This is a genomic window from Streptomyces sp. CB00316 (assembly GCF_001905595.1).
GTDB lineage: Bacteria > Actinomycetota > Actinomycetes > Streptomycetales > Streptomycetaceae > Streptomyces.
The window spans coordinates 120665-143911 of record NZ_LIXI01000003.1 but is presented as its reverse complement, the minus strand read 5'-3'; the positions used below and the strand labels follow the sequence as shown (position 1 = coordinate 143911).

The window sequence follows — 23247 nt, the reverse complement described above, 5'->3', positions numbered from 1 at the left end:
GGCGCGTCAGGTAAGAAGGAAATCCGCCTGGCCCGCCTTGGCACCCTGGATGAACGCGGCGATCTCGCCGTTGGAGTAGATGAGCGCGGGGCCGTCCGGATCGGCGGACTGGCGCACCGCGACCCGGCCGTCCGCGAGCTTCATGGCCTCGATGCAGTTGCCGCCGTTGCCACCGCTCCAGGGCTTGTACCAGCCTTCGGAGCCGAGGTCGGCGGCCGGCATGCCGTTGTATATGTGGTTCATCACAGCTCCTTGCGGAAGTCCCGGAGGATTTCCTTCGTGCGTTGTGCACTTGCGGCCTGAGCCGCCATACGGTCCATGACTTCGAGGTAGGAGGCCACCTCGGGCCGGGCGTCGAAGTAGACCGCTCCGGTGAGGTACTCGCTGAAGACCATGTCCGGAAGTTCGGGGACGGCGAACCGGAAGAGGACGAACGGCCCGTAGGTGCCCGGGTGGTGGCCGCTCGCGAACTCCGCTATCTGAAGGGTGACATGGGGCAGCTCGGCGGATTCGAGCAGCTTGTCGATCTGGGCGCGCATCACCTGTGCGCCGCCCACCGGCCGCCGCAGGACGGTCTCGTCCATGATCACCCAGAGCCGGGGGGCGTCGTCCTTGGCGAGCAGCGACTGGCGCTCCATGCGCAGGGCCACATGGCGTTCGATGTCCTCGGGCCGGGTCTGACCGACGGCACCTGTGCGCATCACGGAGCGCGCGTAGTCCTCGGTCTGGAGCAGCCCGGGGACGAAGTGCGGCTCGTACATGCGCAGCAGGCTCGCGGCACCCTCCAGGCTGACGTACATGCTGAACCAGTCGGGCAGGACGTCGTGGAACCGCTGCCACCAGCCCGGCTTGTTCGCCTCCTCGGCCAGGTCGACGAAGGCCTCGACCTCGTCGTCGGCGATGCCGTAGGCCTTCAGCAGCAGCTGGACATAGGGGATCTTGAGGCCGACCTCGGCCGTCTCCATCCTGCGTATCGTCGCGGGAGCGACTCTGAGCACCTTCGCCGCCTGGTCACGGGTCAGGCCGACGCGCTCCCGCAGATCCTGCAGGCGCTTGCCGAGCACGACCTGGCCCACGGTCGGGGCGGACCGCGGTTCGCTCACTTCAGACCTCCCCATGCGCTGTTTTGCGAGCAGTGTGCCACGCGTGCGCCCCCAACGACACAGTCACTCTGAAATTTTCAGAGTGCCCCTTGCCAAGTGTTCGCGTCAGGGGGAGAGTTGGGTTTCGAACCAGTTCGCTCAGTCATGACCGCTCCTCTCACACCGGGGAACGAAGCGTGACGCAGCCCCCACTGTGAGGAATCGGTCGTGGCACCTGGCAGTGCGCTCATCCCCCGGCTCATGGACCTCAGCCCCGGGACGGAAGCGCTCCGTTACTGCTTCGCGCTGCCCGCGCACCCCGAGTCGGTGGCCGGTGCGCGGCAGCTGACCCGGGCCCGGCTGGAGAGCTGGAAGCTGAGCGGCGATGTGTACGACGCGGCCGTTCTCATCGTCTCCGAGCTGGTCACCAACGCGGTCGTGCACACCGCGAGCACCCGCGTGGTGTGCGAGCTGCGCTGTCTCGGCAGGCGGCTGCGGATAGCCGTGCAGGACCAGGGGCACCAGTCCGGCGGCCCACGCCTGCGCCGCTGTTCCGACGACGAGCACGGGCGGGGCCTGCTGCTGGTGGACACGATGAGCAGCTCGTGGGGGTCCCACGACGCCGGGGACGACTCGGGCCGCATCGTGTGGGCGGAGCTTGCGCACGGCGTGGAGCAGCCGTGCTGAGGAACGCGCTGTCCCGGCTGCGCGGCACACCGCGCCCGAGGGCCGCCGAGGAATCCCGGGGCGGCCGGGTCCAGTTGTCGCTGCCGCCCTCGATGTCGGCCAGCCTGGGCTGCGACGCGGTCGGCGTGCCCGCGCGGCACGGCTTCCGCCTGATGTCCCATCTCCCGCGCACCGGCTGCGTGTTCGCCGACGCGGACCGCTGGTGGTGGATCGTCCCGGCCGGCTCCGACCTGGATCTGGACTGGCCCGAGCAGGTGACGTACGCCCGGGACGCCGACGTCCCCGCCGTGCGCCCCCGCCTTATCCACTCGCCGGACAGCCTCACCCCGTACACCCCGCCGATCCCGCTCTTCCTCATGGTCTGCCAGGTGGCGGGCGTGGCCCCGAGCTGGGCCAGGAGCGTCGCCTCCGCCCCCTGAGGCTGACCCCTACGGCTTTTCGAGATAGGCGAGTTGCGGGTGGGCCTCGGTGTATCCGTCCACCAGGCGCCGCGCCACCGCGACGGAGTCGACCAGCGGATGCAGCGCGAAGGCCTGCACGGCCGCCGTCCTCGACCCGCTCTCCGCCGCCTCCAGCACCGCGCGCTCCACGGCCTTCACCGCGGTGACGAGACCGACGGCGTGGTACGGGAGCGGCGAAACGGCCACCGGGTGGGCCCCGTTGGCGTCGACGAGGCAGGGCACCTCCACCACGGCATCGGCGTCCAGCACCGAAAGGGCCGTGCGGTTGCGGACGTTGAGGATCAGCGAGGTGCGTTCGTTGCGGGCGACGGCCCGCATCAGCGCGAGAGCCACCTGTTCGTAGCCGCCGGACTCCAGGTCGCTCTCCTCCCGCTCCCCCGCCCCGGCGACGTCCCGGTTCTCCGCCATGTACGTGGCCTCGCGCTCGGCACGGGTGTGGTCCCAGGTGGACAGGGCCGGGGTGCCGGGGTGCCGCATCCGGGCGTAGAAGCGCTCCTGCTGGTCGCGGAGGAAGGCGCCCCGGGTCCGCTCGGCCTCCTGGTAGGAGCGGACGGACTCGCGGTTGAAGTAGTAGTAGTGCAGGTACTCGTTGGGGATCGCGCCCAGCGACCGGAGCAGTTCCGCGCCGAAGAGCCGGCCCTCCTCGAAGGAGCCCAGCAGCGCCGGGTCGGCCAGCAGCCGGGGCAGTTCGTCCCGCCCGTCGACGTACAGCCCCCGCACCCAGCCGAGGTGGTTGAGTCCGGCGTAGTCGATCCAGGCCCGGTCGGGGTCCGCCCCCAGGACCCGGGCGATACGGCGGCCGAGCCCGACCGGGGAGTCGCAGATGCCGATGACGCGGTCGCCGAGGTGGCGGGACATGGCCTCGGTGACCAGCCCGGCGGGGTTGGTGAAGTTGATGGTCCAGGCGTGCGGGGCGAGCCGGGCGATGCGCCGGGCCAGGTCGACGGCGACGGGGACGGTTCGCAGCCCGTACGCGATGCCTCCGGCGCCGACCGTCTCCTGCCCGAGCACGCCGAGGTCGAGGGCGACCCGCTCGTCGGCGGCCCGGCCGGCCAGACCGCCGACGCGGATCGCGGAGAAGACGAAGTCGGCGCCGCGCAAGGCCTGGTCGAGTTCGGTGGTGGCGACGACGGCGGGCGCGTCCGGAACGCCTCGCGCCTGCTCGTCGAGCACCCGGGCGACGGCGGTGAGCCGGTCGGCGTCGGTGTCGTACAGGGTGACCCGCAAGACGCGGCCCTCGGCCTGATCGCCGAGCAGGGCCCCGTACACGAGGGGCACCCGGAATCCGCCACCGCCAAGAATTGTCAGCTTCACGCTGCTCGATGGTACGGGGGTGGCTCGGCGCGGCCGTGGCGGCTCGCGTACGGCGAGGCCCCGGACCCGACGACGTACGGATCCGGGGCCACGGGACGCAGGGTCAGTAGCCGTTCCACCAGCGGGAGACCGCCTGCCAGAGCCGGGCGGGCGCGGCCGGGCGGCGCTGTCCCGGGAACACGGCCGCACCGGCGGCCGGCTCACCGGGCGCCGGGACGGGCGCGGGCACGTCCGAAGGGGCCGGGCGGGGCTGCGGTGCGGCGCCCGGGGCGTGGGCGGGCTGCATCCCCGCGAGGGAGTGCGCGGGCTCGGGGACGGGACGCGCGGGGGAGGAGATCTCCCAGTCACCCGTCGGACGGGCGGCGCGGGCCATCACCGACAGCGGGTCGGAGTCCAGCTTCTGCTGCGGGCTGGGGGCGAACTTCACCGGCAGCTCCACCAGGTGGCGGGACATGATGTTGCCCACCCAGCGCAGCTCGCCCTCCTCGACACCCAGCTCCAGGTCCGGCAGGCGCATCAGGAGGGCGTCGACACCCACGTCCGCGATCGCCCGGCCGATGTCCTGGCCGGGGCACTCGTGCGGGCCGCCACTGAACGCGAGGTGGGCGCGGTTGCCCTCCATGTTGGCGGTGAGGTCCGGGCGGACCGCGGGGTCGGTGTTGGCCGGGGCGATGCCGACGAGCAGGGCGTCGCCCGCCTTGATCTGCTGGCCGCCCAGCTCGGTGTCGCCGACCGCCCAGCGGCCGAAGACGGCGGTGAAGGGCGGCTCGTCCCAGAGGGTCTGCTCCACCGCTTCGGGCACGGTCATGTGGCCGCCGCTGAGCCGGGCGCGGAAGCGCGGGTCGGTGAGGACCATGCGCAGCACGTTGGCGATGAGGTTGGCGGTGGACTCGTACGCCGCGATGAGGATGAGGCGCAGGTGCTCCACGACCTCGATGTCGGTCATCGTGGCGGGGTGCTCGACGAGCCAGCTGGCGAAGTCGGGAGCCGGCTCCGCGCGGCGGCGCTCCACCAGCCGGGTCAGCACACCGACGATGTGGGCGTTGCTGGCCACGGCGGTCTCGGTGCCGCGGGTCATGTCACGGGCCGCCTGGACGAGCCGCTCGTCGTACTCCTCGGGCATCCCGAAGATCGCGCACATCACCATCATCGGCAGATGGTCCGCGAACTGGCTGACCAGGTCGGCGCTGCCCTTCTCGGAGAAGTCGTTGACCAGGCGGTTACTGAAGCGGTTGATGTGGCGGCGCACCCCGCGGGTGTCGATGCGCTCCATGCTGTCGGTGACCGCGCCGCGCTGCCGCTCGTGCTTGGCGCCGTCGGCGAAGACGCAGACGGGCTGCCAGGTGAAGATCGGGGCGAGCGGGTGGTCCGGGGCGACGGTGCCGTCCTGGAGGGCCCGCCAGCGCCGGGAGTCCCGGGAGAACTGGGAGGGGGTCCGGGTGAGGTGGAGGTTCTCGCTGTGGCCGAGGACGAGCCAGGCGGGTACGTCGCCGTGGAGCAGGACCGGGGCGACCGTGCCGTGTTCGGCGCGGAGCTTGGCGTAGAGGCCGGCAGGGTCGTTCTCCGCCTCGGGGCCGTACAGCCGGCGCAGGCCGCCGGGGCCGATGCCGAGGTTGTGGGCCGGGCACCGGGGCGGCGGGGCGGCGCCGGGCTCGTGGTGGAAGGGGGTTGTCACAGTGGCTCCAGGGATCAGGACGGCCAAGGGGCGGGCGCAGGTGGGCAGGGTGTACGAGGGTGGCGCGCGCCGGGGGAACGGCGCGCGCTCCCGGCCTCAAGACGGCCGGGAACCGTCCCGAGGCCGACGGGGCGTCAGGCGAGCGGGACGGCCAGGCTGTGCAGATAGCGCATGAGGGTCATCAGCACATCGCGGCTGGAGGCCCGCAGCCGGGCGTCGCAGTCGATCATCGGGACCTCGTCCGGCAGGTCGAGGGCTCTGCGCAGTGCCTCGACCGGGTGGTGCGGTGCGTCGGGGAAGGTGTTGACGGCCACCACGAACGGCACTCCGCGCTCCTCCAGTCGGCCGATCACGTCGAAGCTGACTTCGAGCCGCCGGGTGTCGATGAGGACGACGGCGCCGAGGGCTCCTTCGAAGAGGCCGTTCCACAGGAACCAGAAGCGTTCCTGGCCGGGGGTGCCGAAGAGGTAGAGGATCAGCTCCTCGCTGAGGCTGATCCGGCCGAAGTCCATGGCGACCGTGGTGGCGGTCTTCGTCTCCACCCCGGCGTTGTCGTCCACGCCGACGCCGGCCTGGGTCATGGTCTCTTCGGTCGTCAGGGGCCGGATCTCGCTGACCGAGCCGACCATGGTCGTCTTGCCGACGCCGAACCCGCCGACGATCACGACCTTCACCGCGGCGGTGGCCGTGGTGGGGAGGACGTCCTCGCTGCGGGGTCCGGTGATCGTGTCAGAGCTTCTGAAGTCCATGCATCACCGCTTCGAGAAGGGACCTGTCGGGGAGTGTGGCGCGGACGATCGGCGCACGCGACTCGATGAGTTCGGTCGCGAGGAGATCGCTCAGGAGCGAGGTGACCACGCTGAACGGCAGGCTGAGGTAGGCGGAGATCTCGGCGACCGATAACGGGGCCTGACAGAGCCGCAGGATCGCGGCCTGCTCCGGCTGGAACGTCGGCGAGGGCTCCGCCTGCGCGACGACCATCGTGACCAGGTCGAGCGCGGCGCGCTCGCTGTCATCGAGATCGCCGGTGATCACGTACAGCCGTTCCGGATCGCTGAGCGCCGGATCGGTCTTGCGGCGTTCTCGTCGGGGTCCGCTCATCCGGACTGCCCGCCGTGGCGGGGCGGACTGGTCAGGTGGGCGCCGATCCGCACGACCATGTCCCGCATCCGGGCGCCGACCAGACCGGCGTCGACGGTCTCGCCCGCCAGCACGGCGAGGTACGCGCCGGTCCCGGCCGCCATCAGGTAGAAGAACCCGCCGGTCACCTCGATGACGACGAGCTTCATCAAGCCGTCGCTGTAGGGGATCTCGGTGGCCACCGCGGCGGCCAGGCTCTGCAGCCCGGCGCAGGCCGCCGCCAGGCGGTCGGCGACATCGGGGTCGCCGCCGTGCATGGCGATGCGCAGCCCGTCCGAGGAGAGAACCACGATCTGGTGGATGCTCGGCACGTCGTCGGCCAGTTCCTTGAGCATCCAGTCCATGTTTCCCCGCTGCTGGATCACTTCAGGTCTCCCTTGTCCCACGCGTCATCGGAGTCTTCGCCGTGCTTCGGTTCCTGCGGTACGCCGTTGACGGCCTTGGTGAAGGCCTCCAGCCAGAGGCCGGGGGGCTTCTCGCCGCCGGACCCGCCCGGTCCGCCGGGTCCGCCGGGTCCGCCGTCCGGGTGTCCGCCCCGGCTGGGCAGGCCCCCGTTGACGAGGGCGGGCGGCGGGGGCTGCTGCGGCAGGTTGTGCGAGCCGAGCGGGGCGCGGCCCCGGCTGCGGCGCTGCGGCAGTCCGTTCTCGGTCCACTCGGTGACCACCGGGACGTCGTCCTCCATGGCCGCGGCGGGCGTGGCCGGACGGGCGGCCGCGGCGGGGGCCGGTGCGAGCACGGAGGGCACCGGTCCGGTGGCGGCGGGCTTGGGCTTGGACTTGCGCTTTCCGGGCGGCGGCACCACGTGCTGCAGCTGCGACATGTCCAGCGAGCTGGTGGGCCGCGAGGTGGCGCCGATGCCGTGGGCGATGCCCGGGGCGGGCCCTGTGGTGATCATGTCGCGCGGCACGATGAGGACCGCGCGGACACCGCCGTACGCCGACTGGCGCAGCGACACCTGGAGCTGGTACATCCGCGAGAGCCGTCCGACGACGGCCATGCCGAGCCGCGGGGTCTCCCCGAGGTCGTTCATGTTGATGCCCGCCTGAGCCTGGGCGAGCATGTTCTCGGCCCGGGCCCGGGCCTCCTCGCTGAGGCTGACGCCGCCGTCCTCGATCTCGATGGCGATGCCGGTCTGCACCTCGACCGCGGTGACGTGCACCCGGGTCTGGGGAGGTGAGTAGCGGGTCGCGTTGTCGAGGAGTTCGGCGCAGGCGTGGATGAGCGGCTCGACCGAGGTGCCGACGATGGCCACCTTGGCGATCGAGTGCAGATCGACGCGCTGGTACTCCAGGATGCGGGACATCGCGCCGCGCAGAACGCTGAACAGCGGCACGGGCTTGGGCCACTGGCGGCTGGGGCGGGCACCGCCGAGGACGGCGATGGAGTCGGCTAGCCGGCCGATCAGCGCGGTGCCGTGGTCGATGCGGAGCAGGTCGTCGAAGACCTCGGGGTTGCGCCCGTAGTGGTCCTCCATCTCCCGCAGCTCACTGGCCTGGCGGTGCACGATGGCCTGGACGCGGCGCGCGACGCTGACGAAGGCGCGCTGCGCGGAGTCACGCCGGGCCTCCTCGTTGTCGATGACTTCGAGGACCTGGTGGATCTGCTCACGCAGCGCCTTGGGCAGATGCCGGTTGGCGGCGTCCGCGTCGACGATGTCGCGCATGACCTCCTCGGGCGAATTGCCCACCCGCAGACGCCGGATGGCGGCGGGCATGACCTCCTTGGTGAGCCGCACGGTCTCGGAGTCGTGGCTGAGGATGCGGTGTTCCAGGTAGGCGATGCGCTGTTCGTACCCCGCGCGCTGGACGGCCATGGCGCGCCTGCGGCGGTGCAGCGCCACGGTGAGCACGGCGACCACGAGCGTGGCGATCGCGCCGCACACGGCGACTGGTATCCGCGCGGCCGGGACCACCAGGGCCGCGCCGACGGCGGTGGCGCCGGCCAGCAGGACCACGGGCGGCAGGACTACGCGGACGACGGGGACTTCTCTGTCGGTCGGCGGTGATTCAACACGGACCATCTAAAACCCTCTGGCGGTTGATTCCGGGATGTATACGCACGTGAGCGGAGACTCATGAACAAGTGCTCGAATTCGCATCAACTCGACTTCACTGCGCGTGAGCTTAGCCAGATCAGAACAGGGGATCGGCATATTCACCCAACCCCCTGCGGGAGCCCGTGAAGAGGAATACACTCGCCAGTTTCGCCACTCACCGCTGTGGAGCGTGCGCAAGGAGTTACGAAGGTTGAAAAGGGGCCGCGCCTCACCACTCATGTCCCGGCTGGCGGGACGAAGTTGAGCCAGGAGTAGGCGATACCCGGTCAATTCGCCTGGCCTATCGTTGATTTCGCCCCGCAGAACAAGACAGAGGCACAAATGACCGAACCGGATCGAAAGGAACAGATTCCTGACCACTCGGCGGGTGACCCGGAAAGTCGCTGTGCTGACGCGTATGCGGCCGCAGATTCCACGGACCCCCCGAGGGCGCCACGCGTGCGGTGCCGCAGCGAGGATCATGGCGGTCGGCACGGCCCCACGGTGGCGTCGGCGGGTACCCGGAGTGACGACAGGGAGCGGGCGGAAGCATGACGGCGACAGGTGACTACACGATCGCTTCGCTGGATACGGGGCTCCGCGCCATGCGGCTCTTCCTCACCCATGACACCCTCACCGTCACCGAGGCCGCCGAGCACCTCCGCGTCGGACGGTCCACCGCGCACCGGGTGCTGAGCACGCTGGAGAGCCGGGGGTTCGCGATCCGGGACACGTCGGGGCGCGGCTACGCGGCGGGCCCGGAGCTGGTGCGGCTGGGCCGGCCCGCCGGGTTCGGCCGCGCGGCCCGCGACCGGCTGGGGCCCGTGCTGGAGGACGCGGCCGGGCGGACCGGCGAGACGGTGTGGAGCGTGGCGCTCATGGGCGACCAGGTCATCGTCACCGACGGGCGTGAGTCGACCCATCCGGTGCGGGTGGCACTGGAGTTGGGGCGGACCGGCCCGGCCCACGCGGGCTCGGGCGGCCTGTTGCTGCTCTCCCGCATGACGGCGGACCAGGTGTGCGCGCTGTACCCGGACGAGGAGCTGGAAACGGTCACCCCGGCCACGCTCACCTCGCGGACGGCTCTGCTGGACGAGCTGGCGCTGATCCGCCGGAGGGGCCACGCGGTCAGCCGGGGGGCGTCCGTTCCGGGCATGACCACGGTCGCCGTCTCGCTGGCCGGGTCCAGCTGGCGGGACCGGCTCGCCCTGGTGGCCGCGGCTCCGGCCGACCGCTCGGGCGACGCCGCACTGGCCGAACGGGCCGAACGGCTGCGGGAGTCGGCCGCGCTGCTGGCACCCGCACCGCCGTCCTGACCCGGCTCGACCATGGACGTTCGAAGCCCTCAGCGTCGCGCTCCGCCGATCCGCCCCTCCAGCTGCACCAGCAACTCGCTTAGCCGGGAGCCGAGTTCACCACGGGCCCCGTCGTCGAGCCCCGAGAGCACCGCCCGCTCGTACGCGAGCTGCTGAGGCAGCAGCCGATCGACCAGGGCGCGGCCCTCGCCGGTGAGGCGGACGTGGGCGACCCGCCGGTCGCGCTCGTCGCCCCGGCGGTCCACCAGGCCGCGTTCCTGGAGGGCCCGCAGCCGCTTGGTGACGGCGGCACCCGAGGAGAAGGTCTCCCGGGCGAGCTCGCCCGGCGTGAGCTCCCGGGCGGTACGGCGTACGGCCCCGAGGAGGTCGAACTCGGGGCGGGTGAGTCCGGCGGAGCGCAGCGGGGCGTCCTCCGCCTGCTGGAGCAGCGCGGCGCAGCGGTTGATCCGGCCGATGATCTCCATCGGGCCGGTGTCGAGCTCGGGATCGACGGCCTGCCACTGCCGCACCACCAAGGCCACGATGTCGTCGGTCACGCCGCTCCGTTCGAAGGGGCAGGGGCCGCCGCACCGCGCCGCGTCTCCGGGGCGCGGTGCTGCGGGCCCTGCCGTTGTGCTGTCGCGGCGAGCGTACGGTGCCCGGCCCGCTCGGCCGCGAGAAGCCGCTGCTCGGGCAGGGCGCGCTGCCACCACTCCCCCGCCGCGATGTCGGCGGCCTCACGCAGTTCGACGAGGCGCGCGGTCAGGGCGCGGCGCGCCCGGTCGAGTCCGGCGGGGCCGGTCCGGGCCCGGTCGGCGTACGCCCTTTCGGCATCGGTCCGGGCCTGGGCGGCGGCTTCCAGGGCACGCTCGACGCGACCCGCCGCCCTCCGGTTGGTGACGAGCGCCGCCGCGAGGAACCCGGCGAGCGCGCCGAGGACGGTGTCCAGCACCCGGTCGCCGACCAGCTCCCCGGCCGGGTGGGTTCCGCCGAACTCCAGGACCAGGAGGGCCATCGGGGTGACAGCGACGGAGCCGAGCCAGTAGTTCCGGGTGATCAGGGCCTCGGCGGCGAAGCTGAAGAAGAGGCAGCACAGGACGAGCGCGAGCGGGCCGGTGCGGGAGAGCGGCAGGACCGCGGCGAAGACGAGGACGCCCAGGAGGTTGCCGAGGGTGCGCTGGAGGGTCCGGTTCCAGGTCAGGGTGGTGTTGGCCTGGTAGAGGGAGGCGGCGGTGACGATGGCCCAGTAGGGGCGGCCGACGCCGAGGGCGGCGCAGAGGTAGCCGGCGAGCGCGCACCCGATCAGCGTACGGGCGGCCACGGGCAGCAGGTGCGATCCGGGGCCGAGGCCGCGCAGCAGCGTGCGGCGGGCGTCACGGCGGCCGTCGGAGGCGCGCAGGGCGGCCCGCTCGGCGTCGATCCCGTACAGCTCGGCGGCCGTGCCGGGCGCGGGCGACGGTTCGGGGACGGGTCCCCGGGCGCGGGTCAGGGCGGCCCAGGCGCGCAGCCGGTCCGGGTCCGGATGCGAGGAGGCGCCGGCCGCCTCGGCTTGCACGACCAGCCGTTCCAGGGAGCGCCGTACGGGGGTGGGCCGGCCGCAGGCGAGCAGGCACTGCCAGGCGCCGTGCACGGCGGCGGCCGCGGTATGGCGCGTACGGGGCCCGGGTTCGGCCACGAGATCGGCGGCGGCTTCGAGGGCGCGGGCGACCGCGCGGCGCTCGGGCCCCTCACGGCGGAACAGCGCGGGCCCCACACAGACGAGCCAGGCCACCGCACCCGCGGCCAGGGTCAGGGCGAGGTGGGCCGGGACCTGGCCGAGGCGCTGCGGGGCGAACAGCGCGGCGGAGCTGACGAAGGCGAGGATCACATGGCCGGGCGGGCCGATCCGGACCGCGTCGCAGGCCACCTTCTGCGCGGCGGCGAGGAGTGCGCCGACCGCGACCAGCACGGCGGTGGAGTGCGTGAGCGAGGCGGTGACCAGCGCGACCGCGAGCCCGGCGGCCATGGAGAGCACGACGCCTGCCATGGTCCGGGCCCGCCGGGCGTACGGCAGGCCGTGGCCGTACAGCGCGCACAGCGAACCGGCCATCGTGTACATCACGAGGTCGAGCCGGCCGAGGGCCAGGAGCGCCAGATGCGGTACGGCGGAGGCGACGACGACGCTCAGCGCGGGTTTGAACCAGGTGTCCGAGGGTCGGCCGAGACGCAGCGGGGCGGCCAGGGCAAGGGGGCGGGCGAACGGCGGCCGGCTCCGGGTGGATGTATCGCTCACCCATATACGTTAACAGGTATTACACCTGTAAAAGATTCATCCTCTGTCGCGCCGCCCCGCCGTCCGGCACACTGTCCCGCGGAATCGGTGACCCATCTTCTTTGAATCTTCATGCACCTACTACGATGACGGGCCATGACCAGGGTGAGCGCTCGGACCGACCGGCAGCGGTGCCGCTCACGCGTGCCCGCCTCGCTGGGCTGGGTGTTCGCCCTGCTGTCCCTGCTCTTCTGCTGCTCGGTCACCACCCCGGCCGCCGCTGCCGTGCCGGTGGCGGTGGAGGCTCCGGGCCCGGCACCCGTACGGACGCTGACGCCGGTGCCCGGCCTGGCCGTCGAGCCGGTCGTCACGGCCGCCCCCGCCGACCGGGGGCTCGGGACCTCGTGCCACGGCGGCTCGACCCACTCGGCAGCCATCGTGCTCCCGGTGTCGTCCGCGCCCGTGGCGCTTCCCTCCCCCGTGGCCTTCGTGCCCGTCGCCCCGCTGAGCGGGGCGGCCGCCATCAGGGGGCCCTCCCACGACGGTGCCCACTCCGTCGATCAGCTGTGTCTTCAGGTCCAACGGATCTAGAGCCGGGTCCGCTCCCCCTCCGCGCCTCGTGCCGGGCCGGGAGCGGCTGCCCGTCCGCCCTGTTTCCCTTTGCTCTCCTGCACGACCGTCTGCATCCCCGCATCCGCTGAACGACGAGGACCTTCCATGGCTGCCGCCAAGAACCAGAACTCCCCCGCCAACGCCCGCCGCGCCAAGCTGGAGGAGGCCCGCCGCAAGGAGCGCGCCCGTGAGCGCCGGGGCCGCCTCATCACCATCGGCGCGTCGGTCGCCGTGGTCCTCGCGCTGGTCGCCGGAGGCGGCTACCTGGTGTACCAGGCGAACGAGAAGGAGAAGAAGGAGGAGCAGGCCAAGTCCTCCCCCGTCACCGGTGAGCGCAGCTGGGACGACCTGGGCCGGGAGCACGTGGCGACGAAGGTCGACTACCCGATGAACCCGCCCGTCGGCGGCGACCACAACCAGGTCTGGATGAACTGCAACGCGGACGTCTACACCGCCGAGATACCGAAGGAGAACGCCGTCCACTCCCTGGAGCACGGCGCCGTCTGGGTCACGTACAACGACGAGGCCCCGGAGGCGGACGTCAAGGCGCTCACGGAGAAGGTCAAGTCCACCCCCTACTCCTTCATCAGCCCGGTCAAGGACCAGAAGGAACCCCTCATGCTCAGCGCGTGGGGCAAGCAGGTGAAGGTCAAGAGCGCCTCCGACGCCCGCGTCGGGCAGTTCTTCACCAAGTACGTGCAGGGCCCGCAGACCCCTGAGCCGGGTGCCGCCTGCACCGGTGGGCTCGACAAGTGACCTCCGCGACGAACCCGCTCTCCTCCACCCGGCGGATGGTGCTCGCGGGCGCGGCCGTACTGCTGCTCGCGGTGGGTCTGGTGGCGATGATGGTGGTACGGCCGTCCGCGGCGTCCCCGTCCGCGAAGGCCGCGCTGTCCGCTCCGGCGGAGGAGTCGGCGGACGCGGGGTTCGCCCGGGACATGGCGATCCACCATCAGCAGGCGGTGGAGATGTCGTTCATCGTGCGGGACCGCACCGATGACGAGGACGTGCGGCGCCTGGCGTACGACATCATCAACACCCAGGCCAACCAGCGCGGCATGATGCTGGGCTGGCTGGAGATGTGGGGCCTGCCCAAGAGTTCGGCGAAGCCGCCGATGGCGTGGATGGGCCACACCGTCAAGCCGTCCGGTGACGGTTCGCTGATGCCGGGCATGGCCACCGACGCCGAGCTGGAGGCGCTGGAGGCCGCCGAGGGCAAGGGGGCCGAGGTGCTGTTCCTGCGGCTGATGACCGTGCACCACCGCGCCGGCGTGGACATGGCGCGGGCGGGGGCCGAAGCGGCGGGTACGGACGTCATCCGGAATCTGGCGCAGGGCATGGTCAGCGGCCAGCAGTCCGAGATCGGGCTGATGACGGACATGCTGAAGGCCCGCGGCGCCAAGCCGTGAGCACGGGCGGCCTCTTCAGGTTCCGGGGAGATCTCGGCACCTGAGGGGGCCGTCCGCCGCACTGCCCACCGTGTCCGGCATCGCATAGGCTCGGCGACGATATGAAGAGCATCCTCACTCCGCTGGGGCCCAAGGCCGACAAGGACACCGTGCGACGGCACAATCTGAGCCTGGTACTGCGAGCCGTGCGGGACGAGGGCGGGGAGGCGACCCGCGCCGGAGTCGCCGCGCGGGTCGGCCTGACCCGGGCCGCGGTCTCCTCGCTCGTCGAGCAGTTGATGGACAGCGGGTTCCTCACCGAGTCGGGCAAGACGTTCAGCGGGCAGGCCGGGCGCCCCGGCACCGCGCTCAAGGTGGCCCGCACCGGTCCCGCCGGGCTCGGTGTGGAGATCAACATCGATTACGTCTCGGTCTGCGTCGTCGACCTCGCGGGCACCGGCCGGGTCCGGCAGACCGAACACCTCGACAACCGGGGTGCGGCCGCCGAGGAGGTCCTCGCCCGCGCGGCCGCGATCGCCGCGCGGACCCTGGACTCGGCGCACGAGCAGGAGCTGCGGCCGGTGGGCGCCACGCTGGCGCTGCCCGGTCTGGTCTCCGGCGGAGCGGTACGCCAGGCCCCGAACCTCGGCTGGAACGAGGTTCCGGCGCAGGACCTGTTCGGCGACGCGCTCACCGCTCTGCGCCCCGGCCGTCCCGTGCTCCCGGTCGCCTCGGAGAACGAGGCCAATCTCGCGGCGCTGGCCGAGCTGTGGTTCGGCGGCCTCGGTGACGTACGCAGCTTCCTGTATCTGACCGGTGAGATCGGGGTCGGTGGCGCGCTGGTCCTGGGCGGCGAACTGCTGCGCGGGGCGCACGGGTTCGCCGGCGAGATCGGGCATGTGGTGGTGGACCCGGACGGGCCGGAGTGCCGGTGCGGGTCCCGCGGCTGCCTGGAGCAGTACGCCGGCCAGACGGCGTTGCTGCGGGCGGCGGGGGTCGAGGGGGCCGGGGGCGGTTCCGGTGTGCGGGAGCTGGAGCGGCGCGCGCGGGCCGGGGACGAGCGGGCGGTGGCGGCGGTCGCCGAGGCGGGGCGGATGCTGGGCCGGGTGGTGTCGGGTGCGGTGAACCTGGTCGACCCGGACGCGGTGGTGCTCGGCGGGATCTACCGGGGCCTGATGCCGTGGCTGTCGCCGCCCGCCGGCGAGGAGCTGACCGGCCGGGTGGTGTCGGGGCTCTGGTCCCCGGGCAGTGGTCGGCTCCGCGCGTCGTCGGTGGCGGGAGACGCGGCGCGGGGCGCGGCGGCGCTGGTGGTGCAGGACGTGCTGGACGACCCGGTGGCGTACGCGGAGCCGTCGGGGGGGTGAGGCGGGTGTGCGCGGGGCCCTCCAAGGGCCCCGCGCACACCCGTACCGTCAGCGCACCGCGAGCAGGTGGTCCATGGCCAGCTGGTCCAGGGCCTCGAAGGCCATGCCGCGTGTCGCGGCGGCGTCCACGTCGAACTCCTCGTACGCCGTGCGGTCGGCGAGCAGCTCCGCGAGGCCCTCGCCCGCGGTCGGGCGTGCCAGTTCGTCCAGGCGGGAGGCGCGCAGCGCCGCCCGTACCTCGGGGTCGGCGCGGAAGGCGGCCGCCCGCTCCTTGAGGATCAGGTAGTTGCGCATGCACCCGGCCGCCGAGGCCCAGACGCCGTCGTAGTCCTCGGTGCGCGGGGGCTTGAAGTCGAAGTGACGCGGGCCCTCGTAGCCGCTCTCCAGCAGGTCGACGAGCCAGAACGCCTGGCGCAGGTCGCCCGCGCCGAAGCGGAGGTCCTGGTCGTACTTGATCCCGGACTGGCCGTTGAGGTCGATGTGGAAGAGCTTGTCGGCCCACATGGCCTGGGCGATGCCGTGCGGGAAGTTGAGCCCGGCCATCTGCTCGTGCCCGGTCTCGGGGTTGACGCCGACCAGCTCGGGGCGCTCCAGGCGTTCGATGAAGGCGAGGGCGTGGCCGATGGTGGGCAGCAGGATGTCGCCGCGCGGCTCGTTCGGCTTGGGCTCGATGGCGAAGCGGAGGTCGTACCCCTGCTCGGTGACGTACTCGCCCAGCAGGTCGAAGGCCTCCTTCATCCGGTGCAGGGCGAGGCGTACGTCCTTGGCTCCGCCGGACTCCGCCCCCTCGCGGCCGCCCCAGGCGACGAAGGTGGTGGCGCCGAGCTCGACGGCGAGGTCGATGTTGCGCAGGGTCTTGCGGAGCGCGTAGCGGCGTACGTCGCGGTCGTTGGCGGTGAACCCGCCGTCCTTGAAGACCGGGTGGGTGAAAAGGTTCGTGGTGACCATGGGCACGACGAGCCCGCCGGCGTCGACGGCCTGCCGGAACCGTTTGACGATCGCCTCGCGCTCGGTGTCCGTGGAGCCGAAGGGGATCAGGTCGTCGTCGTGGAAGGTCACGCCCCAGGCGCCGAGCTCGGCGAGCCGCTGGACGGACTCGACGGGGTCGATGGCCGCGCGGGTGGCATCGCCGAAGGGGTCCCGGCCCTGCCAGCCCACGGTCCACAGGCCGAAGCTGAACTTGTCCTCGGGGGTGGGGGTGAAGCGTTCCGTCATCGTCGTCCGACCGCCTTCGCCTGCCGTCGGGAGCCGGGGTCAAAGACCCGGCGCCCCTATTTGTTCAGTGTCATGACTAATCATGCACGCGGCCTCCGCCCGGCGTAACCCCCTGGTCCATGGCACGTCCTCCGGAGGCCTGTTCGCCGGGCCGCCGATCACGTAATTTGTTCGCGGCAGAACCGAATAGGTGAATCCGCACTCCGAAAGAGGCCGCCCATGTCGTCACGTTCCGTCGTCATCGGCGTGGACAGCTCCACCCAGTCCACCAAGGCCGCCGTGATCGACGCCGTGACCGGCGAGCAGCTCGCGGTGGGACGCGCCCCGCACGTCGTCACCGGGGAGGCCGGCGCCCGGGAGAGCGACCCGGAGGTCTGGTGGCGGGCGCTGGGCGACGCGGTGGCGGCCGGGCTGAAGGAGTCGGGCCTGCCCGCCCGCTCGGTGACCGGGATCGCGGTGGCCGGACAGCAGCACGGGCTCGTCGTGATGGACCGCTCGGGCCGTCCGCTGCGGCCCGCGCTGCTGTGGAACGACACCCGATCCGCCCCGCAGGCCGCCGCCCTGACGGCCGAGCTCGGCGGACCGGACGCGTGGACCGCTCGGACCGGTTCGGTGCCGGTCGCCTCCATCACCGCCTCGAAGTGGCAGTGGCTGCGGGAGAACGACCCCGACGCGGCGAAGGCCGCCGCGGGCGTACGGCTGCCGCACGACTTCCTCACCGAGCGCCTCGCGGGCACCGCCGCGACCGACCCCGGGGACGCCTCCGGCACCGGCTGGTACGCCACCGCGACCGGCGCCTACGACCCGGAGCTGCTGGACCTCCTCGGCCTCGACCCGGCGCTCCTCCCCGAGGTCGCGCCCACCGGGGCCACCAGGATCGGGTCGCTCACCGACGCGGCGGCCGGGGCGCTCGGGCTGCCCGCCGGGATCGCGGTCGCGGCGGGGACCGGCGACAACATGAGCGCGGCCGTGGGCCTCGGGCTCGGTGGCGCCGGGCTGCTGGACCACCCGGCCCTCTCCCTCGGCACCTCGGGCGTCGTCTTCGCCGCCTCCCGCACCCGCTCCACCGCCCCGGCGCTCTCCGGTTTCGCCGCCGCCGACGGTACGTACCTCCCGCTGGCCTGCACCCTCAACTGCACGCTCGCCGTGGACAAGGTCGCCTCCCTGCTCGGCCTGCACCGCGAGGACACGGCCCCCGGTGGTGAAGCCGTACTGCTGCCCTACCTCGACGGCGAACGCACCCCCGACCTGCCCACCGCGTCCGGGCTCCTCACCGGCCTGCGCCACGACACCACCCCGCAGCAACTGCTGGGCGCCGCCTACGAGGGCGCGGCCGTCACCGTCCTGCGGGCCCTGGACACGCTGCTACGGGCCTGCGGCCTGGACCCCGACGCCCCCGAGGTCGCCGCCCGCCCGCTGCGGCTCATCGGCGGCGGCGCGCAGGGGCGGGGCTGGGTGGAGACGGTGCGCCGGCTCTCGGGGCGTCCGGTCGTCATCCCGGCGGGCGGCGAGCTGGTCGCCCTGGGCGCGGCCGCGCTCGCCGCGTCGGCCGCGGGCGGCGGGGACCCGGTGGCGCTGGCGACCTCCTGGGGCGCCGGCGGAACGGGCAGTCAACTCGACGCCGTCGAGCGGGATCTGGAGACCTGGCAGCGGGTCACCTCGGTGCTGGACCGCGCTTCGGAGCCGCTGCTGGGCGGCTGACAGGCAAGCAGGATCCGGTCGCCGACGACCCCGGTTGGGAATACGAACTGATTTTCCATAAGATCCGGCGATGATCACAAGAAATCGGCTGACGACCGGGGTGTGCATAGCGCTCGCCACCCTGGCCGCCGGGCTCGGCTCCGTGCTCCCCGCAGCCGCCGACGAACCACCGGCCACCCCCGCCCCCAAGGTCGAACTCGTCCTCGACGTCAGCGGCTCCATGCGTACCCGCGACATCGACGGCCAGTCCCGGATGAACGCCGCCAAGCAGGCGTTCAACGACGTCCTGGACGCGGTGCCCGAAGAGGTCCACCTCGGCATCCGCACCCTGGGCGCCGACTATCCGGGCGACGACCGCAAGGTCGGCTGCGAGGACACCAAGCAGCTCTACCCGGTCGGCCCGCTGGACCGCACCGAGGCCAAGACCGCCGTCGCCACCCTCGCCCCCACCGGCTGGACCCCGATCGGCCCGGCGCTGCTCGGCGCGGCCGACGACCTCGAAGGCGGCGAGGCCACCCGCCGGATCGTCCTCATCACGGACGGCGAGGACACCTGCGGCCCGCTCGACCCGTGCGAGGTGGCCCGCGAGATCGCCGCGCGGGGCACGCACCTGGTCATCGACACCCTCGGCCTGGTGCCCAACGCCAAGATCCGCCAGCAGCTCACCTGCATCGCCGAGGCCACCGGCGGCACGTACACCGCCGTCCAGCACAAGGACGAACTCTCGCGTCGAGTCAAGCAGTTGGTGGACCGGGCGGCCGAGCCGGTCGTCACCCCGGTGGCCACCGAGGGGGCGGGCAGCTGCTCCGCCGCGCCCAAGCTGGAGCCGGGCCTCTACACCGACCGCGAGAAGATCGGCGAGCACCGCTGGTACCGCGTCGATGTGCTGCCCGGTCAGGAGCTGCGCGCCTCGGTGAGCGTGGCGGCGGACCGCGCCGTCGACAACGACTACGGCCTCCTGCTGCGCGCGGTGACGGAGGCCGGACGCGAGATCGTCCGGGGCTCGGAATCCGGCACCGGACGTACGGACGTGATCTCGTCCGGTCTGCGCTACCCGAAGGCGGAGATCGAGGACGGCGGCGACGGCAGCGGCAAGCCCGCCGCCGAGACCGTCTGCCTCCAGCTCTCCAACGCCTTCTCCGCGCCCGCCTCGGTGAAGACCACGCCCGGTCTGCCGGTCGAGCTGACCGTGGACCTGGTGGCCGGACCCGACCAGGCGTCTGACGTCGCGGCCTTCGGCCTCGGCCGCGGCTGGTGGCTGCTCGGCGTCCTCGTCCTGACCGGACTGGTCGCGGGCCTGCTGACCGGCTGGCTCACGCGCTGGCGCATCGCCGTATGGAGGACCAACTGATGGTGACGACGACTTCCCGCCGCACCCGTGGCGCGCGGCGCGCGTTCGCCGGGTCGCTGCTCGCCGGGCTGACCTTGTTCACCTCGGCGGGCGCGGCCGTGGCCGACGACCCGTCGGCGAGCGCGAGCCCCGGTGACCAGGGCTCAGGCCCCACCGAGGCCGGCACCACCTTCCGCACGGCGACCGCGCTCCAGCAGGGGCAGACCGGCACCGCGCAGGCGTCGGCGGGCGACTATCTGTATTGGGTGTTCCCCGCCGACACCGGCCAGCGCGCCACCGTGAAGGCGACGGTGAAGCTCCCGGAGAGCGAGGCGGGGCGCTCGGGCTCCACCTGGCAGATCGACGTGTACGACGGGCTGCGCCGCCGCCAGGCGTGCCAGTACGGCCACCAGACCCGCAAGGCGGCGGCCGACGCGTCGGCGGTCGAGCTCTCCTGTGTGCTGCGCACCGTACGATCCTGGTCCGAGCCGTGGGCGAACGACCCGCTGCCCGGCAGCTACTACGTGCGGCTGACGGTCGTGAACCTCCCGGCCAACGACCTCGGGCTGCCGTTCGAGGCCGAGGTGCGGGCCGACACGGTGGACCAGGGCGGCGCCCATCACGTGGACGGCGCGCTCGCCGAGCCGCTGGTACCGGGCATCTCGGTGACCGGTGCGTCGGCCGCGCCCAAGACGTCGGCCGGTGAGCCGGAGGACGGCTGGGCCTCGGGCTGGTGGACGACCCGCTGGCTGTGGACGGTCGGCGGCGGCGTGCTCGCCGCGTTCGCGGCCGTGTTCGGCTTCTCGCTGACGCGGGGCCGGGGCCGCCCGGCGCACGTGCCGCACGGCGTCTGAGGGACATACGGCCGGGAGGCAGCCTCCCCGCCCCTCGAAGATCCTGAACGGGACCGCTTCGAGACGGGGAGGCACGGCCGGTGGGGCAGTGCTTCGCGGACAACCCGTGGGTGACCGTGTTCGCGGTGGTCACGCTCGGCGCGGCGATGGCCGGGGCCGTAGTGGCCCTGGCCGTCACGGCGGTCAGCGCTCGGGCGCGGCCCGCCGTTGCATCGACCGACATGACGGGATGGTCACATGAGAAGGAAGATCGACCGTCATCTCCTGTTCGAATCCGGCGGCCGCTGCGACTACGCTCGACAACTCGCGTACTCCACAAGGCTGATGACGGATCCCGTCCACGCCGGTCCGCCGCCCTGGCGGAGTGCCGGCCTCATCACGTTCGATGAGGTGCGAACGATCGCGCGCCGCCCGTGGCGCGCCCCAGGGAGCGGAGTCCTTTCGATGTCCACGCAGACCGGCCCGGCGCTCGGCACCCCGCCTCGCGGCCATGCTCTCGTACCGGGCCCCAAGGGGCTGCCGTTACTCGGGAACCTGCCGCAGTTCGCGAAGAACCCCCTCGCCTTCTTCGAACTCCTGCGGGGCCACGGGGACATGGTGCGGTGGAGGTTCGGGCGCAACCGGTGCGTGTTCATCTCCGACCCGGAGTGCATAGGCGAGCTGCTCACCGGGACCGAGCGCACCTTCGACCAGCCCTCGCTCGGCGTCGCGTTCCGGGCGGTGCTGGGCAACGGGCTCATCGTGGCGCGGGGCCGGGAATGGCGGCGTAAACGGTCGCTGGTGCAGCCCTCGGTACGGCCCAAACAGGTCAGGTCGTACGCGGCCACCATGGCGTCCTGTGCGGTGGAGCTGGCCGACGCCTGGTCGGACGGTGAACGCATCGACATCAAGCGGGAGATGGCGGCCCTGACACAGAAGATCGCGGTGCGCACCATCTTCGGCGTGGACACCCCGGCGGACTCGGAGGCGATGGGCCGGGCGATGGATGTGGCCCAGCTGGAGATCGGCAAGGAGTTCGCCGGGATCGGGGCGCTGCTGCCCGACTGGGTGCCGACGCCCGGCCGGGCGCGGATCAAGAAGGCGGCCGCGGTCATCGACTCCGAGGTGAGGCGGGTGGTGGCCCGGCACCGCGACGGGGGGACCGAACGCCCGGACCTGCTCAGCCGGTTGCTCACCGCGGTCGACGAGAGCGGCGAGCGGCTCAGCGACGAGGAGATCCGCGACGAGACGGTCACCCTGTACATCGGCGGCCATGAGACGACCAGTTCGACCCTGGTGTGGGCCTGGTACCTGCTCTCCCGCGATCCGCGGGTGCGGGCCGCGCTCACCGAGGAACTGGACCGGGTGCTCGGCGACCGGGAGCCGGGTTTCGAGGACTACGCCCAACTCACGTACACCCAGGCCGTGGTGAAGGAGACCCTGCGGCTGTATCCGACGATCTGGCTGATCACGGGCGTCGCGAGGGAGGGGGCCCGGCTCGGCGGTCTGCCGATAGAGGAGGGGACCCGGGTCTGGAGCAGCCAGTGGTCCACGCACCGCGACGCGCGGTGGTTCCCCGAGCCGGAGGAGTTCCGCCCGGAGCGCTGGGACGCGGAGAGCGGGGACGAGATCGCCGAATACGCCTGGTTCCCGTTCGGCGGCGGGCCCCGGGTATGCCTGGGGACCCGGTTCGCGATGGTCGAGTCGGTGCTCATCCTGGCCGTGCTGGCCCGGCGCTTCGAGCTGGACGTCGAGCCGGGCGTCATCGAGCCCGTACCGAGCCTGACGCTCCAGCCGGACCGGGATGTGTCGGCCACGGTGCGGGCACGGTAGGCATACAGCGAGCGGGACGGCTGCCGTGCGGTGCGCACGGCAGCCGTCCGTCCCGTCAGGCCTTCTCCAGCCACTTCTTCCAGACGTCCGGGTGGCGGTCGATCCAGCGCTTCGCCGCCTCCTCCGGGGTGAGCCGCTGCTGGGCGATCATCTCGGAGACCTCGTTCTGGTCCTTCTCCGACCACCGGAACTTCTTCAGGAACGAGGCCGCGTCGCCGCCGCGCTCCACGAAGTCCGCGTTGAGGAACTTCTGCAACGGCGTCGTCGGGTAGGCGCAGTCGATGTCCTCGGGGTCCTTGGCCGCGCACTCCTCGGTGTACTCGGGGAGCTTCACCTCGACCATCGGCACCTCGTTGAACAGCCACTGCGGCTGGTACCAGTAGCTCAAAAAGGGCTTCTGCTCCTTGGCGAACTGCTGGATCTGGGTGATCTGGGCCGCCTCGGAGCCGGCGAAGACCACCTTGTAGTCCAGGTTGAGGTTCTTCACCAGGGCCACGTCGTTGGTGACGTAGGAGGGTGAGCCGTCCATGAGCTGGCCCTTGCCGCCGCTCTCGGCGGTCTTCAGCTCGTCCGCGTACTTGTCGAGGTTCTTCCAGTCGGTGACGTCGGGGTGGTTGTCCGCCCAGTACTTCGGGACGTACCAGCCGATGTGTCCGGTGACCCCGAGGTCGCCGCCGCGGACGATGGTCTTCTTCTCGTCGACGTACAGCTTCTCCTGGTCCGGGTGGCCCCAGTCCTCCAGGATCGCGTCGACGCGGCCCTGGCTGAGGGCGTCCCAGGCGGGGACCTCGTCGGTCTGGACGAGGTCGACACGGTAGCCGAGCTTGTCCTTGAGCAGCTGCTCGGCCACGGCGACGTTCGCCTGGGCGCCGACCCAGGACTGGACGGAGAGGGTGACCGTCTTGACCCCGGCGGGGGCCGCGAACGGGGAGGACTGCTTGGTCATGTCGGCGGCGCCGCAGCCAGCCGTGGTGAGCAGGGCGGTGGCCGAGGCGAGCGCCACGAACAGGCGGGTGCGGGAGCGGTTCATC

The 23247-nt window shown here is 72.3% G+C and carries 23 protein-coding genes; 11 read left to right on the top strand and 12 right to left on the bottom strand.

Features of this window, described 5'->3' with window-relative positions; all coding sequences use genetic code 11:
- Positions 1 to 6: 6 nt before the first annotated feature.
- Both AMK21_RS08780 and AMK21_RS08775 read right to left on the bottom strand, forming a co-directional pair.
- Entirely contained in the window at positions 7 to 243 is a 237-nt protein-coding gene (locus AMK21_RS08780) for a DUF397 domain-containing protein (protein ID WP_030573999.1), read from the bottom strand.
- Complete coding sequence (locus AMK21_RS08775; protein ID WP_073875909.1) at positions 243 to 1103, bottom strand: helix-turn-helix domain-containing protein; 861 nt, start codon at positions 1101 to 1103, stop codon at positions 243 to 245. Before AMK21_RS08775 ends, AMK21_RS08780 begins: the two co-directional genes overlap by 1 nt.
- A gap of 207 nt (positions 1104 to 1310) precedes the next feature.
- On the opposite strand from AMK21_RS08775, the gene AMK21_RS08770 reads away from it, so the two are divergent.
- Together AMK21_RS08770 and AMK21_RS08765 are read left to right on the top strand one after the other, a co-directional pair.
- Positions 1311 to 1769, top strand: coding sequence for an ATP-binding protein (locus tag AMK21_RS08770; protein WP_073875907.1), 459 nt, complete (start codon positions 1311 to 1313; stop codon positions 1767 to 1769).
- Positions 1763 to 2188, top strand: a complete 426-nt coding sequence (locus AMK21_RS08765) for a hypothetical protein (protein WP_073875905.1) — start codon at positions 1763 to 1765, stop codon at positions 2186 to 2188. The genes AMK21_RS08770 and AMK21_RS08765 overlap by 7 nt, the downstream gene beginning before the upstream one ends.
- 9 nt (positions 2189 to 2197) lie before the next feature.
- Here AMK21_RS08765 and AMK21_RS08760 read toward each other — a convergent pair whose 3' ends face one another.
- From AMK21_RS08760 to AMK21_RS08735, 6 genes are all read right to left on the bottom strand, one after another.
- A complete protein-coding gene (locus AMK21_RS08760) occupies positions 2198 to 3544 on the bottom strand; it encodes a 6-phospho-beta-glucosidase (RefSeq protein ID WP_073875903.1) in 1347 nt (448 codons plus the stop codon).
- A 103-nt stretch (positions 3545 to 3647) separates the two neighbouring features.
- Positions 3648 to 5219: a cytochrome P450 gene (locus AMK21_RS08755; RefSeq protein WP_073875901.1), complete on the bottom strand. Its 1572-nt coding sequence runs from the start codon at positions 5217 to 5219 to the stop codon at positions 3648 to 3650.
- Positions 5220 to 5353: 134 nt separating this feature from the next.
- Positions 5354 to 5968, bottom strand: a complete 615-nt coding sequence (locus AMK21_RS08750) for a GTP-binding protein (RefSeq protein WP_003964952.1) — start codon at positions 5966 to 5968, stop codon at positions 5354 to 5356.
- Positions 5949 to 6320 (bottom strand): DUF742 domain-containing protein, encoded by a 372-nt coding sequence (locus AMK21_RS08745; protein ID WP_026241710.1) that lies wholly within the window; start codon positions 6318 to 6320, stop codon positions 5949 to 5951. Before AMK21_RS08745 ends, AMK21_RS08750 begins: the two co-directional genes overlap by 20 nt.
- On the bottom strand, positions 6317 to 6724 hold the full coding sequence (locus AMK21_RS08740) for a roadblock/LC7 domain-containing protein (RefSeq protein WP_006128841.1): 408 nt from the start codon (positions 6722 to 6724) through the stop codon (positions 6317 to 6319). The genes AMK21_RS08745 and AMK21_RS08740 overlap by 4 nt, the downstream gene beginning before the upstream one ends.
- Entirely contained in the window at positions 6721 to 8379 is a 1659-nt protein-coding gene (locus tag AMK21_RS08735; RefSeq protein ID WP_073875899.1) for a sensor histidine kinase, read from the bottom strand. The genes AMK21_RS08740 and AMK21_RS08735 overlap by 4 nt, the downstream gene beginning before the upstream one ends.
- A gap of 566 nt (positions 8380 to 8945) precedes the next feature.
- Here AMK21_RS08735 and AMK21_RS08730 point away from each other — a divergent pair.
- Positions 8946 to 9710: an IclR family transcriptional regulator gene (locus AMK21_RS08730; RefSeq protein ID WP_073875897.1), complete on the top strand. Its 765-nt coding sequence runs from the start codon at positions 8946 to 8948 to the stop codon at positions 9708 to 9710.
- 29 nt (positions 9711 to 9739) lie between these two features.
- Here AMK21_RS08730 and AMK21_RS08725 read toward each other — a convergent pair whose 3' ends face one another.
- Together AMK21_RS08725 and AMK21_RS08720 are read right to left on the bottom strand one after the other, a co-directional pair.
- Entirely contained in the window at positions 9740 to 10246 is a 507-nt protein-coding gene (locus AMK21_RS08725) for a MarR family winged helix-turn-helix transcriptional regulator (RefSeq protein WP_073875895.1), read from the bottom strand.
- Entirely contained in the window at positions 10243 to 11961 is a 1719-nt protein-coding gene (locus AMK21_RS08720; RefSeq protein WP_073875893.1) for an FUSC family protein, read from the bottom strand. The genes AMK21_RS08725 and AMK21_RS08720 overlap by 4 nt, the downstream gene beginning before the upstream one ends.
- Before the next feature lie 135 nt (positions 11962 to 12096).
- Between AMK21_RS08720 and AMK21_RS08715 the strand changes: the two genes are divergently transcribed.
- The 4 genes from AMK21_RS08715 (at position 12097) to AMK21_RS08700 (ending at position 15304) form a co-directional block, all read left to right on the top strand.
- Positions 12097 to 12531: a hypothetical protein gene (locus tag AMK21_RS08715; protein WP_073875891.1), complete on the top strand. Its 435-nt coding sequence runs from the start codon at positions 12097 to 12099 to the stop codon at positions 12529 to 12531.
- Positions 12532 to 12657: 126 nt separating this feature from the next.
- Entirely contained in the window at positions 12658 to 13308 is a 651-nt protein-coding gene (locus tag AMK21_RS08710) for a DUF3105 domain-containing protein (protein WP_073875889.1), read from the top strand.
- Positions 13309 to 13343: 35 nt separating this feature from the next.
- Positions 13344 to 13961 (top strand): DUF305 domain-containing protein, encoded by a 618-nt coding sequence (locus AMK21_RS08705; RefSeq protein ID WP_073876744.1) that lies wholly within the window; start codon positions 13344 to 13346, stop codon positions 13959 to 13961.
- A gap of 101 nt (positions 13962 to 14062) precedes the next feature.
- Positions 14063 to 15304 (top strand): ROK family protein, encoded by a 1242-nt coding sequence (locus AMK21_RS08700; protein ID WP_073875887.1) that lies wholly within the window; start codon positions 14063 to 14065, stop codon positions 15302 to 15304.
- A gap of 48 nt (positions 15305 to 15352) precedes the next feature.
- Here the strand turns inward: AMK21_RS08700 and xylA are convergent, their stop codons facing one another.
- Entirely contained in the window at positions 15353 to 16519 is a 1167-nt protein-coding gene (gene xylA / locus AMK21_RS08695; RefSeq protein ID WP_073875885.1) for a xylose isomerase, read from the bottom strand.
- A gap of 219 nt (positions 16520 to 16738) precedes the next feature.
- On the opposite strand from xylA, the gene xylB reads away from it, so the two are divergent.
- From xylB to AMK21_RS08675, 4 genes are all read left to right on the top strand, one after another.
- Complete coding sequence (gene xylB, locus AMK21_RS08690; RefSeq protein ID WP_073875883.1) at positions 16739 to 18220, top strand: xylulokinase; 1482 nt, start codon at positions 16739 to 16741, stop codon at positions 18218 to 18220.
- 70 nt (positions 18221 to 18290) lie between these two features.
- The gene (locus tag AMK21_RS08685; protein WP_073875881.1) at positions 18291 to 19571 is read left to right on the top strand and encodes a VWA domain-containing protein; all 1281 of its coding nucleotides are present in this window, start codon (positions 18291 to 18293) and stop codon (positions 19569 to 19571) included.
- The gene (locus AMK21_RS08680; RefSeq protein ID WP_073875879.1) at positions 19571 to 20404 is read left to right on the top strand and encodes a hypothetical protein; all 834 of its coding nucleotides are present in this window, start codon (positions 19571 to 19573) and stop codon (positions 20402 to 20404) included. Before AMK21_RS08685 ends, AMK21_RS08680 begins: the two co-directional genes overlap by 1 nt.
- Before the next feature lie 444 nt (positions 20405 to 20848).
- Complete coding sequence (locus tag AMK21_RS08675; RefSeq protein ID WP_073875877.1) at positions 20849 to 22216, top strand: cytochrome P450; 1368 nt, start codon at positions 20849 to 20851, stop codon at positions 22214 to 22216.
- Between the two features lie 55 nt (positions 22217 to 22271).
- Here the strand turns inward: AMK21_RS08675 and AMK21_RS08670 are convergent, their stop codons facing one another.
- On the bottom strand, positions 22272 to 23246 hold the full coding sequence (locus AMK21_RS08670) for an ABC transporter substrate-binding protein (RefSeq protein WP_073875875.1): 975 nt from the start codon (positions 23244 to 23246) through the stop codon (positions 22272 to 22274).
- Between the last annotated feature and the right edge of the window lies 1 nt (position 23247).